Source organism: Variovorax sp. Varisp41, from assembly GCF_047325085.1.
GTDB lineage: Bacteria > Pseudomonadota > Gammaproteobacteria > Burkholderiales > Burkholderiaceae_C > Variovorax.
In genome coordinates, this window is the sequence record NZ_CP168540.1 from 2,091,167 (window position 1) to 2,106,413 (window position 15,247).

Annotated in this window: 17 protein-coding genes; 14 read left to right on the forward strand and 3 right to left on the reverse strand. The window is 66.1% G+C overall.

The features are described 5' to 3' along the window. Positions 1-14 precede the first annotated feature (14 nt). Complete coding sequence (ahpC, locus tag ACEN9J_RS09885; protein ID WP_057595992.1) at positions 15-578, reverse strand: alkyl hydroperoxide reductase subunit C; 564 nt, start codon at positions 576-578, stop codon at positions 15-17. A 257-nt stretch (positions 579-835) separates the two neighbouring features. On the opposite strand from ahpC, the gene bfr reads away from it, so the two are divergent. The 13 genes from bfr to hemP all read left to right on the forward strand — a co-directional run bounded on the left by bfr (position 836) and on the right by hemP (position 12,068). Beyond that, the gene (gene bfr / locus ACEN9J_RS09890; RefSeq protein ID WP_057595993.1) at positions 836-1,312 is read left to right on the forward strand and encodes a bacterioferritin; all 477 of its coding nucleotides are present in this window, start codon (positions 836-838) and stop codon (positions 1,310-1,312) included. A gap of 222 nt (positions 1,313-1,534) precedes the next feature. Continuing rightward, positions 1,535-2,188 carry a PepSY-associated TM helix domain-containing protein gene (locus ACEN9J_RS09895; protein WP_057595994.1) on the forward strand — a complete coding sequence of 218 codons (654 nt, stop codon included), beginning with the start codon at positions 1,535-1,537 and terminating at the stop codon, positions 2,186-2,188. Positions 2,189-2,259: 71 nt separating this feature from the next. Continuing rightward, positions 2,260-2,760: a DUF2271 domain-containing protein gene (locus ACEN9J_RS09900; protein ID WP_172705657.1), complete on the forward strand. Its 501-nt coding sequence runs from the start codon at positions 2,260-2,262 to the stop codon at positions 2,758-2,760. A 47-nt stretch (positions 2,761-2,807) separates the two neighbouring features. Further along, positions 2,808-3,617: a DUF4198 domain-containing protein gene (locus ACEN9J_RS09905; protein WP_413763955.1), complete on the forward strand. Its 810-nt coding sequence runs from the start codon at positions 2,808-2,810 to the stop codon at positions 3,615-3,617. Positions 3,618-3,622: 5 nt separating this feature from the next. Beyond that, entirely contained in the window at positions 3,623-4,651 is a 1,029-nt protein-coding gene (locus ACEN9J_RS09910; RefSeq protein ID WP_413763956.1) for an FAD:protein FMN transferase, read from the forward strand. After that, positions 4,648-6,009 carry a sulfite reductase subunit alpha gene (locus ACEN9J_RS09915; RefSeq protein ID WP_057595998.1) on the forward strand — a complete coding sequence of 454 codons (1,362 nt, stop codon included), beginning with the start codon at positions 4,648-4,650 and terminating at the stop codon, positions 6,007-6,009. The genes ACEN9J_RS09910 and ACEN9J_RS09915 overlap by 4 nt, the downstream gene beginning before the upstream one ends. A gap of 290 nt (positions 6,010-6,299) precedes the next feature. After that, complete coding sequence (locus tag ACEN9J_RS09920) at positions 6,300-8,615, forward strand: catecholate siderophore receptor Fiu (protein ID WP_413763957.1); 2,316 nt, start codon at positions 6,300-6,302, stop codon at positions 8,613-8,615. Positions 8,616-8,716: 101 nt separating this feature from the next. Further along, positions 8,717-9,397 (forward strand): Fe2+-dependent dioxygenase, encoded by a 681-nt coding sequence (locus tag ACEN9J_RS09925; protein WP_208512141.1) that lies wholly within the window; start codon positions 8,717-8,719, stop codon positions 9,395-9,397. 130 nt (positions 9,398-9,527) lie between these two features. Beyond that, on the forward strand, positions 9,528-9,800 hold the full coding sequence (locus ACEN9J_RS09930; protein WP_082322199.1) for a bacterioferritin-associated ferredoxin: 273 nt from the start codon (positions 9,528-9,530) through the stop codon (positions 9,798-9,800). A 114-nt stretch (positions 9,801-9,914) separates the two neighbouring features. Next, on the forward strand, positions 9,915-10,616 hold the full coding sequence (locus tag ACEN9J_RS09935; RefSeq protein WP_261213606.1) for an energy transducer TonB: 702 nt from the start codon (positions 9,915-9,917) through the stop codon (positions 10,614-10,616). An 11-nt stretch (positions 10,617-10,627) separates the two neighbouring features. Next, positions 10,628-11,341 (forward strand): MotA/TolQ/ExbB proton channel family protein, encoded by a 714-nt coding sequence (locus tag ACEN9J_RS09940; protein ID WP_057590302.1) that lies wholly within the window; start codon positions 10,628-10,630, stop codon positions 11,339-11,341. A 5-nt stretch (positions 11,342-11,346) separates the two neighbouring features. Next, positions 11,347-11,760 (forward strand): ExbD/TolR family protein, encoded by a 414-nt coding sequence (locus tag ACEN9J_RS09945; protein WP_057590304.1) that lies wholly within the window; start codon positions 11,347-11,349, stop codon positions 11,758-11,760. Between the two features lie 95 nt (positions 11,761-11,855). Next, positions 11,856-12,068: a hemin uptake protein HemP gene (gene hemP, locus ACEN9J_RS09950; RefSeq protein WP_057590305.1), complete on the forward strand. Its 213-nt coding sequence runs from the start codon at positions 11,856-11,858 to the stop codon at positions 12,066-12,068. A 209-nt stretch (positions 12,069-12,277) separates the two neighbouring features. Here hemP and ACEN9J_RS09955 read toward each other — a convergent pair whose 3' ends face one another. Both ACEN9J_RS09955 and ACEN9J_RS09960 read right to left on the reverse strand, forming a co-directional pair. After that, on the reverse strand, positions 12,278-13,747 hold the full coding sequence (locus ACEN9J_RS09955; RefSeq protein WP_413761731.1) for an IS1182 family transposase: 1,470 nt from the start codon (positions 13,745-13,747) through the stop codon (positions 12,278-12,280). Positions 13,748-13,872: 125 nt separating this feature from the next. Beyond that, the gene (locus ACEN9J_RS09960; protein WP_057590432.1) at positions 13,873-14,280 is read right to left on the reverse strand and encodes a GlcG/HbpS family heme-binding protein; all 408 of its coding nucleotides are present in this window, start codon (positions 14,278-14,280) and stop codon (positions 13,873-13,875) included. A gap of 180 nt (positions 14,281-14,460) precedes the next feature. Here ACEN9J_RS09960 and ACEN9J_RS09965 point away from each other — a divergent pair, with 180 nt between their 5' ends. Next, positions 14,461-15,162, forward strand: a complete 702-nt coding sequence (locus ACEN9J_RS09965; protein WP_057590307.1) for a Bax inhibitor-1/YccA family protein — start codon at positions 14,461-14,463, stop codon at positions 15,160-15,162. Positions 15,163-15,247: the final 85 nt, after the last annotated feature.

Below are 15,247 nucleotides of genomic sequence, written 5' to 3' on the forward strand. Positions count from 1 at the left end.
TCGCGCGGAGCGCCTTAGATCTTGCCGACGAGGTCGAACGACGGGGCGATGGTCTTGTCGCCTTCATTCCATTTGGCCGGGCAGACTTCGTTCGGGTGGGCGGCGGTGTAGACCGCTGCCTTGAGCTTGCGCAGGGTTTCCTTGACGTCGCGGGCGATCTCGTTGGAGTGCACTTCGGCGGTCTTGATGATGCCTTCGGGGTTGATCACGAAGGTGCCGCGCAGTGCCAGGCCTTCTTCGGGGATATGCACGCCGAAGTTGTTGGTCAGCGTGTGGGTCGGGTCGCCCACCAGGGGGAACTTGGCCTTGCCCACGGCCGGCGAGGTGTCGTGCCAGACCTTGTGCGAGAAGTGCGTGTCGGTGGTCACGATGTAGACCTCGGCACCCAGCTTCTGGAACTCGGGGTAGTTGTCGGCCGCGTCTTCGACTTCGGTCGGGCAGTTGAAGGTGAAAGCCGCCGGCATGAAGATCAGCACGGACCACTTGCCCTTGAGCGTTTCGTCGGACACATCGATGAACTTGCCGTTGAGGTAGGCCTGGGTCTTGAAGGGCAGGACTTGGGTGTTGATCAGGGACATGAAGATTCCTTGGATGCTGCGGGTGGAAAAATAAGTGCGAGCCATGAGTATAGCTACCAATATTGCATTTTTGATAGCCAAGAACTATTAAAAGTATTGGGAGCCGCTATGTTTGCGATGGGCTCGCCGCGTCTCAATGCGAACGTGTATCGCCATCACACGCATGCAGACCGCGAATGCATGGCTTTGCTTGCGCCGGCCTCCCTCGCCCTCCGACAATCGCGGCCTTTACTGCTTTCATAAGAAGGAAAAACACCATGAAGGGCGATCCCAAGGTCATCGAGCATCTGCAGGCGCAGCTCAAGAACGAGCTGACTGCGATCAACCAGTACTTCCTTCACTACCGCATGCTCAAGCACTGGGGCCTCGACAAGCTGGCCAAGAAGGAATACGAAGAATCGATCGGCGAGATGAAGCATGCCGACAAGCTGATGGACCGCATCTTCATGCTCGACGGCCTGCCGAACCTGCAGGACCTGGGCAAGCTGAACATCGGCGAGGACGTACCCGAACTGCTGCGCTGCGACCTCGGTGCCGAGACCGGCGCGCAAGCCACCATCAAGGACGGCATCGCGCATTGCGAATCGGTGCGCGACTACGTCTCGCGCGACCTGCTGCAGGAAATCCTCGACGACACCGAGGAGCACATCGACTTCCTCGAGACCCAGATCGACCTGATCGACCGCGTGGGCCTGCAGAACTACCTGCAGTCGCAAATGGGCGAGATCGAGTAAGTCTCCCCTTCGCATTTCACTGCACTCGACAACTGCGGGACTTCGGTCCCGCTTTTTTTTGGCGTGCGTTTGGCCTTTACCAAACTTCACACGCTATCCAATTAATAGCATAAGACAAAGGATTTACCTTAGATTCGACAGGATCGCCCCCTTCGGCAAGGGTCGAACCCGATTGCCAAACGAAATCAATTCTCATTTGCGCGCCTAAAATGCCGGCCGCCAATGAATGCCGCCTCCCCCGACAATCGCCGCCGCGCCTACTGGCTCAAGACCCTGCACGAATGGCACTGGGTCAGCTCCGCCATCTGCCTGATCGGCATGGTGCTCTTCAGCGTCACCGGCTTCACGCTCAACCACGCGGGGCAGATCGAGGGCAAGCCGCAGGTCACGCGGCTGCACGCGACCGTCGACGAGGCGCTGCGCACCCGCCTCGAATCGGCCATGGGCGAGGTCAAGGCGAACACGGCGGCCAAGGGCAAGGCCGCGCTGCCCGCCGAACTCCAGGCCTGGGTGCGCCAGCGCTGGGACATCGACACCGCCGGCCGCGAGGCCGAATGGTCGGACGACGAGATCTACCTGTCGCTGCCCCGCCCCGGCGGCGACGCCTGGCTGCGCCTGAGCCTGGCCGACGGCGAGGCCGAGTACGAGCGCACCGACCGCGGCTGGCTCTCCTATTTCAACGACCTGCACAAGGGCCGCAACACCGGCACCGCCTGGAGCTGGTTCATCGACATCTTCGCGGGTGCCGCGCTGGTCTTCTCGATCACCGGCCTGTTCATTCTCAAGATGCATGCGGGCAACCGCCCCTTCACCTGGCCGATGGTGGGCATGGGGCTGGTGGTGCCGGTGCTGCTCGCGCTGCTTTTCATCCACTGACTTTGGTTTCGTCCGTTTCGAAGAAAGAGGCCCCTCTCGTGCACATCCGCTACTCGCTCGCACCGCTCGCCATGTCGGCGCTTTTCGCCGCGCCGGCCTTTTCGGCCAGTCTCGGCGTCAACATCGAGGTGCCGCGCCTCAACGTGTCGGAATACCACCGCCCCTACATCGCGACCTGGATCGAGCGCGCCGACAACACCGTGGCCGGCACGCTGGCGGTCTGGTACGACGTGCGCACCAAGACCAACAACCCCGAGGGCGAAGGCACCAAGTGGCTCAAGGACATGCGCCAGTGGTGGCGCCGCGGCGGCCGCGACCTGTCGGTGCCGATCGACGGCGTGACTGGCGCGACCAAGCCCGCGGGCAAGCACCAGCTGAGCTTCACCGACGGCAGCGCGCCGATGCCGCAACTGGCGCCGGGCAGCTACAAGCTGGTGGTGGAAGCCGCGCGCGAAGTCGGCGGCCGCGAGGTCGTGAGCATCCCATTCCAGTGGCCGCCAACCAGCGCCTCGCAGCCGACCGCTTCGGGCAAGGAAGAACTGGGCGAGATCAAGCTCGAGCTCAAGCCCTGACCGCCACATCGCCCCGCACCTTCGCCGCTCACCTCCAAGGAATCGCCATGAACACCCTCCGCCTGCGCGCCGCCGCCATTGCCGCCACCTTCGTCGCCATCGCCCCGCTGTCCCACGCGCACAACGCCTGGCTGCTGCCTTCGGGCACCGTGTTCTCGAAGGCCGACACGGTCAGCGTCGATGCCGCGGTGTCGAACGACCTGTTCGTCGCCAACCATGCGCCGCTGCGCCTCGAGGGCCTGCAGATCACCGCGCCCGACGGCAGCGCCGTCAAGCCCGAGAGCGAGGCCAAGCTCAAGCAGCGCAACGTGTTCGATGTGCCGGTCGCGCAGCCCGGCACCTACCGCATCGCCGTGATCAACGGCGGCGCCTTCGCGAGCTGGAAGGACAAGGCCACCGGCCAGAACAAGCGCGCACGCGGCACGCCCGAGACCATCGCCAAGGAAATCCCGGCCGATGCGCAGGACGTGACCATCACCCAGTCCTCGGGCCGCATCGAGACCTTCGTCACCGTCGGCAAGCCCTCGGCGCTGAAGCCGATCGGCCAGGGGCTGGAGCTGATCTCCGCCGGCAGCCCGACCGACCTCGCCAAGGGCGAGAAGGCCAGCTTCACGCTGCACCTGGACGGCCAGCCCGCCAAGGACCTCGAAGTGACGGTGACCGCGGGCAACACGCAGTACCGCGACAAGCTCGAGGAGTTCAAGGTCAAGACCGACGACAAGGGCCAGTTCAGCGTGACCTGGCCCAGCGCCGGCATGTACTGGCTCGACGTATCCACGCGCGACGGCAAGACCACCGTGCCGAACGCCAAGGAGCGCCGCCTGAGCTACGCGGCCACGCTCGAAGTCATGCCCTGACCGCCTTGGGCCTTTCCTTCGCCTCCCGCGGTTCCTGGCACGGCGGCTACGCCAACGCGGCCGTGCCGCGCCTCGCCGATCCGGCCCGCCTGCACCAGCTGGCCGGCCGGACCATGGGCACGACCTGGTCGCTGCGCTTCGACAACCCCGGCATGCGTCCGCTGGCCGAGGTGCGCGAGGCGGTCGAATCGGCGCTGGCGCGCGTGATCGCGCAGATGAGCCACTGGGAGGCCGACGCCGGGATCTCGCGCTTCAACCGCGCGCCGGCGGGCACGCGGCACACGCTTCCGGCCGAGTTCGCGCGCGTGATGGCCTGCGCGCTGCAATGGGCCGAGGACAGCGGCGGCGCGATCGATCCGACGGTCGGCGCACTGGTGGCCAGTTGGGGTTTCGGCCCCGATGCAAACGATGGCCCCATCGACACGGACGCCCTTGAAGCGGCACGCAAGCGCACGGGCTGGCGAAAGCTCGCCTTCGAAATGGCCGATGACGCAACGGCCACGCTGACCCAACCCGGCGGCTTCGCGCTCGATCTGTCGGGCATCGCCAAGGGCTTCGCGGTCGATCACGGCGTCGAGGCCCTGCAGGCGCTCGGCCTCGAGGATTTCCTGTTCGAGATCGGCGGCGAACTGCGCGGCGTGGGCCGGCGCCCCGGCGGACAGCCGTGGCGCGTGCAGGTCGACGGCGAACTGCCCGCGCCGGTGCACGTGGCGCTCGACGGCCTCGCGATCGCCACTTCCGGCGATCGATGGCACCAGCGCGAGCACGCAGGCCGCCGCTGGTCGCACACCATCGATCCGCGCAGCGGCGAGCCCGTGACCGCCGGGCTCGCGAGCGTCACCGTGCTGCACGCGCAGTGCATGCAGGCCGATGCGCTGGCCACGGTGCTGACGGTGCTCGGAGCCGAGGAAGGCTTCGTCTTCGCCGAGGCGCGCGGCATCGCGGCGCTGTTCGTCGCGCATGCGGCGCAGGGCGACGAAGCGCCGAGCCTGCGCGCGACGCCGGCCTGGACCGAACGGACCGCCTCGGCATGAACGAGACGCTGCTGCGCGCGCTGGCCGCGGGCTCCACCGTGGCCGCCTACGGCGCGATGTGCCTGGCGATCTACACGCGCGAACGCCGCGCTGTCGCGGCCACCGCGCGCGCCGCGCAGGCACTGGCGGGCGACGGCACGGTGCCTCCGACGCTGGTGCTGTTCGCCAGCCAGACCGGCCAGGCCGAAGCCATCGCCTGGCAGACCGCGCGCCGCCTGCGCGCGGCCGGCACGCCGGTGCGCGTGATGGAACTCAATGCGCTCGACGCCGCCACCCTGCGCGACGCGCGGCAGGCGCTGTTCGTGGCCAGCACCTATGGCGAAGGCGATGCGCCCGATGGCGCCAGCCTGTTCGCCGAAAAGGCGATGGCCGAGCAAACCGATCTCTCCGCGCTGCGCTACGCGGTGCTGGCCCTGGGCGACCGCCAGTACGCGAACTTCTGCGGCTTCGGGCGCCAGCTCGACGACTGGCTGCAAGGCCAGGGCGCGACGCCGTCCTTCGCGCGCGTCGAGGTCGACAACGGCGATCCCGAGGCGCTGGCCACGTGGCATGCGCGATGGGGAGATGCCGAGGTCGCGCACGACGAGGAAGAAAGCCGCGCCTTCGCTCCGTGGCGTCTCGCGCATCGCAACCTGCTCAATCCCGGCAGCGCGGGCGCGCCGGTCTTCCTACTCGGTCTGGTGCCGCAGGCCGGTGCGATGCCGGCCTGGGACTCGGGCGACCTGGTGCAGATGGCGGTCGCGAGCGATCCATCGCGGCCGCGCGACTACTCGATCGCCTCGCTGCCCGCCGATGGCGAACTGCAGTTGCTGGTACGACAGGAACAACACCCCGACGGCACGTTGGGCATGGCCTCGGGCCATCTGACCTCGACGCTGGCCATCGGCGACACGGTGGCGCTGCGCCTGCGCGCGCACCGCGGCTTCCGCCTCGAGGGCAATGCTTCGCGCCCGCTGATCCTGATCGGCAACGGCACCGGGCTGGCCGGGCTGCGCGCGCATCTGCATGCGCGCATCGCGGCGGGCCGACACGAGAACTGGCTGGTATTCGGCGAGCGCCACGCGGCGCACGACTTCCTCTGCCGCGACGAGATCGAGGGCTGGCAGCGCGAAGGCGCGCTGAGCGAACTCGACATGGTGTTCTCGCGCGACCAGGCCGAGCGGCTCTACGTGCAGCATCGGCTGCTGCAGCGCGCCGATGCGCTGCGCGAATGGCTCGCGCGCGGCGCGGCCGTGTACGTGTGCGGCAGCCTGCAAGGAATGGCCGCGGGCGTGGATGCGGCGCTGCGGCAGGTGGCCGGCGAGGCGTTGTGGGCCGAGCTGGTCGGCTCGGGGCGCTACAGACGCGACGTCTACTGAAGCCCTCGGCGGCCGATGCCGCCTAGCATTGTTGCGACCCTGTCAACAATTTCCACAGAATTAGCAGTTGCATCACTGCAACAAAGTATCTACTTTACAAAGCCACAGAGGCATATTCCAGCAAAAGTACTCAGTATTCGTATTGATAAACATTATCATTTGACACGGTTTTTACTTCTGCCCTCCCGCAGTTCGCTCACCCAGCCAGCCCGCCAGTGCTTCCGCAAGCACGCGCGCAGGGCATCGCCAGTCGAGTTCTCAGGGCGTTTTTTCCTTTTTCGAGAACCTTCATGGCCACCTCCTATATCAAGAGCCGGAAGCACGCCGTCGCGCGCGCCGTTCCCCAGGTCTCGGGCGCCGCAGCCGCCACGCTGATCGCCCTCTCTGCCCCCGCCATCGCCCAGCAGCAGCCCTCGCGCGTGCTGCCCGAGATTCGCGTCGAGGGTTCGGTCGCCGCCGACTTCAAGGCCGACACCTCGGCCAATCCCAAGTTCACGGCACCGCTGGTGAACACGCCGCAGACCGTGCAGGTCATCAAGGAGCAGGTGCTGCGCGACCAGGGCGCCACCACGCTGACCGAAGCGCTGCGCAACACCCCCGGCGTGGGCACCTTCTTCCTCGGGGAGAACGGCAACACCAACACCGGCGACGCGGTGTTCATGCGCGGCTTCGACAGCTCGAGCGCGATCTTCGTCGACGGCATCCGCGACATCGGCTCGATCTCGCGCGACACCTTCAACATCGACCAGGTCGAAGTCGTGAAGGGCCCCTCGGGCACCGACGTGGGCCGCACCTCGCCCACCGGCTACATCAACCTCGTGACCAAGAAGCCCAAGCTCGACGACAGCTTCACGGGCTCGCTGGGCTTCGGCAGCGCCGACTTCAAGCGCGGCAGCATCGACTGGAACAAGTCGCTCAGCGGCGAGAACGGCATCGGCGCGGCCTTCCGCCTGAACGCCGTGGCCGAGGACGCCGGCGTGGCCGGCCGCGATTTCGTGAAGAACAAGCGCTGGGCGGTCGCGCCCTCGCTGGCCCTGGGCCTGAACAGCCCGACGCGCTTCTTCTTCGACTTCGTGCACGTCGAGCAGAACAATATTCCCGACGGCGGCGTCCCCACCATCGGCCTGCCCGGCTTCTCGACGCCCGACACCAAGCGCGGCTACCTCAACTACGCCTCGCGCGTGAACTCGAAGAACTTCTACGGCACGAGCTCGGACTTCGACCACGTCACGACCGACATGTTCACGGCGCGCGTCGAGCATGACCTGACGCCGGACATCACGATCCGCAACACCACGCGCTATGCCAAGACGCAGCAGGACTACCTGCTGACCTCCTTCATGGGCAGCACGGCCAACCTGCTGACGCCCAACCAGTTCGTCCCCCTGGGCTGGACCATCGCGCGCAGCTCGCCGACCAACAAGGACCAGGAAAACACGATCTTCACGAACCAGACGAACGTGAGCGCGAAGTTCAACACCGGCAGCGTGGGCCACACGCTCAACGCCGGCGTGGAACTGATCCGCGAAAAGCAGGACTCGGTGGGCTACTACGGCCAGAACGCCAAGGTCTTCAACGTTCCGGGCTTCTCCAACAGCGGCGCCTGGCCGGCCGCCAACCTGTACGCGCCCAACCCCTACGTGATCGGCTACAACCGCATCCCGAACGGCACCACCACCTCGGGCGAGACCACCACCGTCGGCGCCTACGTGTTCGACACGGTCAAGTTCAACGAGCAGTGGATGCTGACCGGCGGCCTGCGCTACGACCACTACTCGACCAAGTTCGACTCGACGGCGCTGAACGCCACCAGCGGCGTGCTGACCCCGACCAACCTCAAGCTGTCGGACAGCCTGTGGTCGGGCAAGATCGGCCTGGTCTACAAGCCGACCGAGAACGGCAGCGTCTATGCCGCCTACGGCACGGCAGCGCAACCGCCGGGCGGCTCGAACTTCCAGCTCGCCGCGGGCGGCACCGGCAACAGCGCCGCGCGCACCGACTTCCTGCCACAGAAGGCCAAGACCTACGAGCTCGGCACCAAGTGGGACGTGCTCAACAAGCACGTGGCGCTGACGGCCGCGCTCTACCGCACCGACGTCAGCAACGAGGTGGTGCAGGACTCGGTCTCGCAGCAGTACTACCAGACCGGCAAGAAGCGCGTGCAGGGCATCGAGCTCGGCGTGTCGGGCGCGATCACCGACAACTGGGGCGTGACCACGGGCTTCACGACGATGAACACCCGCGTGCTCAGCGGCCCCTCGGTGCTGGCCGACGGCTCGACCGCGCTGGCCTACACGCCCAAGCGCGCCTTCACGCTGTGGACCACCTACCAGTTGCCGTTCGGACTGACCATCGGCGGCGGCGCGCGCTACAACGGCAAGCTCTACCGCGGCACCGACGGCGCGGTCGGCACGCCGGCCTACGTCGAGTCGTACTGGGTGGTCGACGCCATGGCGTCCTACCGGATCAACAAGAACGTGGACCTGCAACTCAACGTCTACAACCTGTTCGACAAGGACTACGTGGCGGCCATCAACAAGTCGGGCTACCGCTACACGCCGGGCACGCCGCGCTCGTTCAAGGTCACCGCGAACTTCGCGTTCTGATCGTTCGCCACGGCGCGCCGCCGGCCGAGCCCGGTGCGCCGCGGTGCGACACTCGAGCCCCGGCCCGCGCCGGGGCTTTTTTCCTTCCGGAGTTCCCGAAGATGATGCTGCATGTGCCCGAAGTGCTGAGCCCGGACCAGGTGCGCAGGATGCGCGCCACGCTCGATGCCACCCAGTGGGTCGACGGGCGCGAGACCGTCGGCGACCAGGGAGCGCAGGTCAAGCGCAACCGACAGTTGTCCGAGCATTCGCCGGTCGGACGCGAGCTCGCCAAGACCGTGCTGGCCGCGCTGGCGCGCAACCCGCTGTTCTTCTCGGCCGCCCTGCCCGCGCGCTTCGTGCCGCCGCTGTTCAACCGCTACGAGGGCGGCGAGCACTACGGCCTGCACGTCGATGGCGCGGTGCGCGCCGTGCCCGGCAGCGAGCAGCCGCTGCGCACCGACCTGTCGTGCACCTTGTTTCTCTGCGACCCGGACGACTACGACGGCGGCGAGCTCGAGGTGGTCGACACCTACGGTTCGCACGAGGTCAAGCTGCCGGCCGGCGACCTGATCCTGTATCCCTCGAGCAGCCTGCACCGCGTGCACCCCGTGACCCGGGGCGCGCGCGTATGCGCCTTCTTCTGGGCCCAGAGCATGGTGCGCAACGACCAGCAGCGCGCGATGCTGTTCGAACTCGACCAGAACATCCAGAAACTGCGCGCCCGGCTGGGCGAATCCGAGGAAACCGTGGCCCTGACCGGCCACTACCACAACCTGCTTCGGCTCTGGTCGGAGATATAGGCGACCGCCCCCTCATAGCGAATAGCTGTCGCGCCGGGCGCTGGCGAATACGATAGTTATTGCAAATGCGAGGGATTCTTATTTATAATCGTTGCATCCAACAGCCAGCCAAACTGCCGCCTTCACAGCCATGATCGTTTGCATTTGCCGCCGAGTCTCCGACCGCGAAATCGCACGCCACGTGCGCGCGGGGATGACTTTCGACGAAGTGCAATTCGAACTCGGCGTGGCCACCCAGTGTGGCCAATGCGAAGGATGTGCGCGCGATATCGTCGCGCAGTGCAGCGCTTCGCACCCGGTCGCGGCCCTGCACTGCGAATCGGAACCGAAGTCGATCCAGCTTGCCAACTCCATCAAGGAAAGCAAAGCATGGAACTCGTCTCTGCACTCGGCGGCAGCCTGATCCTGGTGGCGGGCTCCGTCTGGTGGATCCTTCGTAAATAGAAGTAGACGTCGTCGTAGCGGTTTTGCTGCAATCGGGGCACGTACCCACGTGCTCGCACTCGAATGGTTGATCGTGTCTGACCGCTTTGCCCCCCCTCCTACCTTTCTCGGCCTCTCGCGCAACGCCGCCATCGCCGGTGGCGTGATCGTCTTCCACGCCGCAGCGCTCTGGGCGCTGCAGAGCGGCCTGCTGCGCCGGGCCGCCGAAGTGGTGATCCCGGTCGAGATCATGAGCCAGTTCATCGAGCCGCCGAAGCCGACGCCGCCTCCGCCGCCCCCACCTCCGCCGCCGCCCCAGCCGCGCGTGAAGGCGCCGCCGCCGCCGCGTCCGCAGGCCATCCGCGAGCCCAAGCCCACGCCGGCGCCGCAAGCCCCCGTGGGCGATCCGGAACCGCCGCCGCCGGCACCGACACCCCCCTCGCCGCCGCCGGCGCCACCCGCGCCGCCGGCCCCTCCGCCGGCACCGCCCGCACCGCCCAGGGTGGTCGAGGTGACGGCCGCGCAGGCGCAGTGGCTGCGCCAGCCGGTGGTGGTCTATCCGCAGCTGAGTTCACGGCTCGGCGAATCGGGCACGGTGACCATCGCCGTGTACTTCAACCGCAGCGGCATCGTGCGCCGCGCCGAGATCCTCAAGTCCAGCGGCTACGACCGCCTCGACCGCGCGGCCCGCGAGGCGGTGCTGAAGTCGTCCGTGACCGTGAGCAACTATCCGAACGCGAGCGACGAGACCCTCTTCATGCTGCCCGCGCCCATCGTTTTCAACCAACCTAAGTAACTGAGACCCCTATGGATTCCCAATTTGGCTTGATGAATGTCTGGCACCAAGGCGACTTCGTCACCAAGGCCGTCGCGGTGCTGTTGATCGCCATGTCGCTCGCGTCGTGGATCGTGATCATCGTCAAGGCGCTCGACGTCATCCGCTACAAGCGTCTCGCCAAGCAGTCGCAGGACTTCTGGCACAGCGAGGATTTCGCCACCGCGCTCAACAAGCTCGGCAAGGACGACAGCAACCCCTTCCGCGCCCTCGCGCTCGAAGGCCGCGAAGCCGCCGCCCACCACCGCAACACCAAGGCGCACCTGCATGACGCGCTCGACGTCAGCGACTGGATCACGCGCTCGCTGCGCAACGGCATCGACGCCTTCACCGCGCGCCTGCAGACCGGCCTGGCCGTGCTGGCGTCGGTCGGCTCGACCGCGCCCTTCATCGGCCTGTTCGGTACCGTCTGGGGCATCTATCACGCACTGATGAGCATCGGCTCGGCCGGCCAGGCCACGATCGACAAGGTCGCGGGCCCGATCGGCGAAGCGCTGATCATGACGGCCCTGGGCCTCGCGGTCGCCATTCCCGCGGTGCTCGGCTACAACGCCCTGGTGCGCGGCAACAAGTTCGTGCTGACCAAGCTCAATGCCTTCGCGCACGACCTGCACGCCTACTTCGTGACCGGTGCCCGCGTCCAGAGCGGCGCCGAATCGATCGTGGTTCCGCTCAAGAAGGGCTGAGCATCATGGCTTTCGGTACCCAAGACGAACCCGATGAGGTGATGAACGAGATCAACATGACGCCGCTGGTCGACGTCATGCTGGTGCTCCTGATCATCTTCATCATCACCGTGCCGGTGATGAAGCACGCGGTGAACATCGACCTGCCGCGCGCCACCAGCGAGCCCGAGCAGCCGAAGCCCGAGAACATCCTGTTCAGCGTGACGGCCGAGGGCGACTACTACTGGAACGACCAGAAGATCGCCGACAGCGAACTCCCGGGCCGCCTCGCGGCCGAGGCCGCCAAGGAGCCGCAGCCCGAGCTGCACATCCGCGGCGACAAGGCGGTGCGCTACGAGCGCGTGGCCAAGGCGATGTCCGAGGCCCGCGAAGCCGGCGTGCGCAAGATCGGCTTCATCACCGAGCCCGACGCGAAATAACGGCCCCGCGGCTCACAAAATTTTTCATCGCGGCGATTGACTTCTTGATGAGAATTATTATCATTCAGTCATCGCTTCGATAAGAGGAATTCGAGATGCCAGCCACCACCAACGCCTTTTCTGTTCTGAGCCACCCTTCGCTCGATCAATCGGGCGGCGGTCACGCCACCATCCAGGCTCAGCGGCCGGTTCCGATGGTCGAAAGCACCGAACTGCTCAAGGGCAGCAAGACCGTCGGCATCATGCACAACGGCTCGCTGTACCGCCTGCAGGCCACCAAACTGGGCAAGCTGATCCTGACCAAGTAGGTCCCGGTCAGCCCGCCCCTCGCGCAAGTTTCATCGTGGGGCGACTCCAGGAGATTCATTTCTCCGAAGGGTCGTTTTTTGCTAGCCAACGGTTCGCCGACTAGCCAAGCTTTTTTTCACGCTGAACGTCCAATGCAAAACGCCGACCCTCGAGTCGGCGTCAGGCTGCTGACGAACCCCATGTTTTCCGGAACATGGGGTTTTGTCTTTCAAGCGAAGCCGATTTCTGCGCGGCGCTCGCCCCATCGAGCTGCAACGAGGTCCGAGCAGGCCTGGATGCGCTGTTGCGCAGTCAGAACGCGCCTGCGATGACGTAAAAGCGCCCTCAGACGCGCCAGCAGCAGCGCGATCTTCTTGATGTTCTGCGCAGCCGCCGCCAGCAAGCACTGCTCGGCCACCTTGCGCAGCCCTCGCATGCGTGCGTAGCGATGCCCGTGCAGCTGCTTGGCATCGGCGAAGCTGCGCTCCACCGTCTCCTTGCGCCGCGCATACAGGCGCTTGCCCTCTTCGGTCAGACGCCTGGTGTCCACCCGCTCCTTGGCCCACTCCCAGACGTGGCGCACCACCACCTTCACCGCATTGGCGCTGCTCGTGCACTGCCCGCGCAGCTCGCAGCGTCGGCAGATTGCCGGATCGGACTTGTACTCGCGATAGCCCACCCGGCTGGTCGTGCTGTACGCCAGCGCCTGCCCCGCCGGGCAGACATACTCGTCGCGGTAGCGGTCGTATTCGTACTGGCGCTTGTAGAAGGTGCCCGGCTTGTGGGTCGGCGTGCGGTAGCCCATTACCCCGGCGATGCCACGCGTCTCCAGTCCCTGGCAGATCGCCGGTGTGAAGTAGCCCGCATCCAGGCCCACGGCCTGCACCTGCAGGCCGAAGCGCTCTCGCTGATGGTCCAGCCGCCCCAGGTACGGCTGGCTGTCGTGCACCGAGGCCGGCGTGACGTGGGTGTCGGTGATGATGGCGTGCTTGGCGTCGACCGTGCGGTGGTCCAGGTAGAAGAAGCCTCGAGGCTTGTCGTCGCGCACCATGAAGCCGCTGTCGGGATCGGTGCGGCTGCGCTTGACTTCCTTGCTCGGCGGCGGGGTATCGTCGTCATCACGCTTCAAGGGCTTCTTGCCCTGCGCGGCGCGATCCGCATCGACCGCCGCGTCCAGCGCTCCCAGGTAGGCCGAGGGTGTCTGCTGGACCTGCACGAGGTCGAACTTGTTCTTGTTGGCGTTGGCCTTCAGGTGGGTGCTGTCGGTGTACAGCACCCGGCCATCGACCATGCCGTGGCCGATGGCCTGGCGCACGATCTCGTCGAAGATCTCCTGGTACACGGTGGTGTCGCTGTAGCGGCGGCGCCGGTTCTGCGAGAAGGTGGAAGCGTCGGGGACCTTGTCGGTCAGGCGAAAGCCGGCAAACCAGCGGTAGGCCACGTTGACCTGCACTTCGCGCATCAGCTGCCGCTCGCTGCGTACGCCGAACAAGTAGCCCACCAGCAGCAGCTTGAACATCACGACCGGATCGAGCGCCGGGCGGCCGTTGTCGGCGCAGTACAGGTGAGCGACCTTGGCCCGGATGAACTCGAAATCGATCGCCGCTTCGATCTTGCGCAGCAAGTGGTCCTGCGGCACCAGCATCTCCAGCGTCACCATCTCGAGTTCTTGCTGCGCGGGGGTGGGGCTCTTGAGCATCCCGCCATTTAAAAGCACAAAGCCCTCGCCGGGGGCGAGGGCTTGGGGTTTGTCAGCAATCTGACGCCGACCCTCGAGTCGGCGTTTTCGCTGGTGCAAGGCGCCGAGGCGCCCCGCGCAGGATCTCAGAGGCCGAGCGCCGCGATGCCGGCCTTGGCGACCTGCGCATCTTCGTTGGACTTCACGCCGCTCACGCCCACCGCGCCGATCACATGACCGTCCTTCACGATCGGCACGCCGCCCTCGAGCAGGCCTTGCACCAGGGGTGCCGTCAGGAAAGCGGTGCGGCCGCCGTTGATGATGTCCTCGTAGACCTTGCTCTCGCGGCGGCCCATGGCGGCCGTATGGGCCTTGGCCGGTGCGATGTGCGAGGACAGCGCGGCCGCGCCGTCGAGGCGCTGCAGCCACAGCAGGTTGCCCGCGTCGTCGGCGATGGCGATGGTCACGGCCCAGTTGTTCTTGAGTGCCTCAGCTTCCGCGGCGGCGGCGATCAGCTTGACATCGGCGAGTTCGAGGAATGATTTCGTTTGCATGATGGTGATCAAAAGTCTTGTTGCGCGAACCCCCGAGCATACCGGTCCGTCGCATGGGCTCCCCCTGTCGGACGGCGCGCCGCCTAAGGAACACCCCCCATACGGTCTTTGGAGGCCCCGGTCTTGCAGACTTCTAGAATGAGCCCAACTGCCAAGGCAGCAACCACAGGAGCTTCGGCCATGAATGACCGCGTTACAACCCTCGACACTTCCACCGGCTACGGCCAGGTACTGCCGCAGGCTGACCGCCAACGCGTGCTGCGCAACACCTACTGGCTGCTGGCGCTGAGCCTCCTACCCACCGTGCTGGGCGCCTGGCTGGGCGTGCAGACCGGCATCACCCGTTCGCTGACCGGCGGCCTCGGACTCATCGTCTTCCTCGGCGGCGCCTTCGGTTTCATGTTCGCGATCGAGAAGACCAAGAACTCGGCCGCCGGCGTGCCGGTGCTGCTGGGCTTCACCTTCTTCATGGGCCTGATGCTCTCGCGCCTGATCGCGATGGTGCTGGGCTTCAAGAACGGCCCCGAACTCATCATGACGGCCTTCGGCGGCACCGCCGGCGTGTTCTTCGTGATGGCCTCGCTGGCCACCGTGATCAAGCGCGACCTGTCGGGCATGGGCAAGTGGCTGTTCGTCGGCGCAATGGTGCTGATGGTCGGCGCAGTCATCAACGTGTTCGTCGGTTCGACCGCCGGCATGTTCGCGATCTCGGTCGCGGCCATCGGCATCTTCTCGGCCTACATGCTCTATGACCTGAAGCAGATCATCGACGGCGGCGAGACCAACTACATCAGCGCGACGCTCGCCCTGTACCTCGACCTGTTCAACGTCTTCCAGAGCCTGCTGGCGCTGCTGGGCCTCGCGGGCGGCGAACGCGACTGACGATTCCTCTTTCGATGGCCCCGCGGCCATCGATCGGCGAAAAAGAAAGGGCCCTTCGGGGCCCTTTCTCATTGCGGCGTCAGAA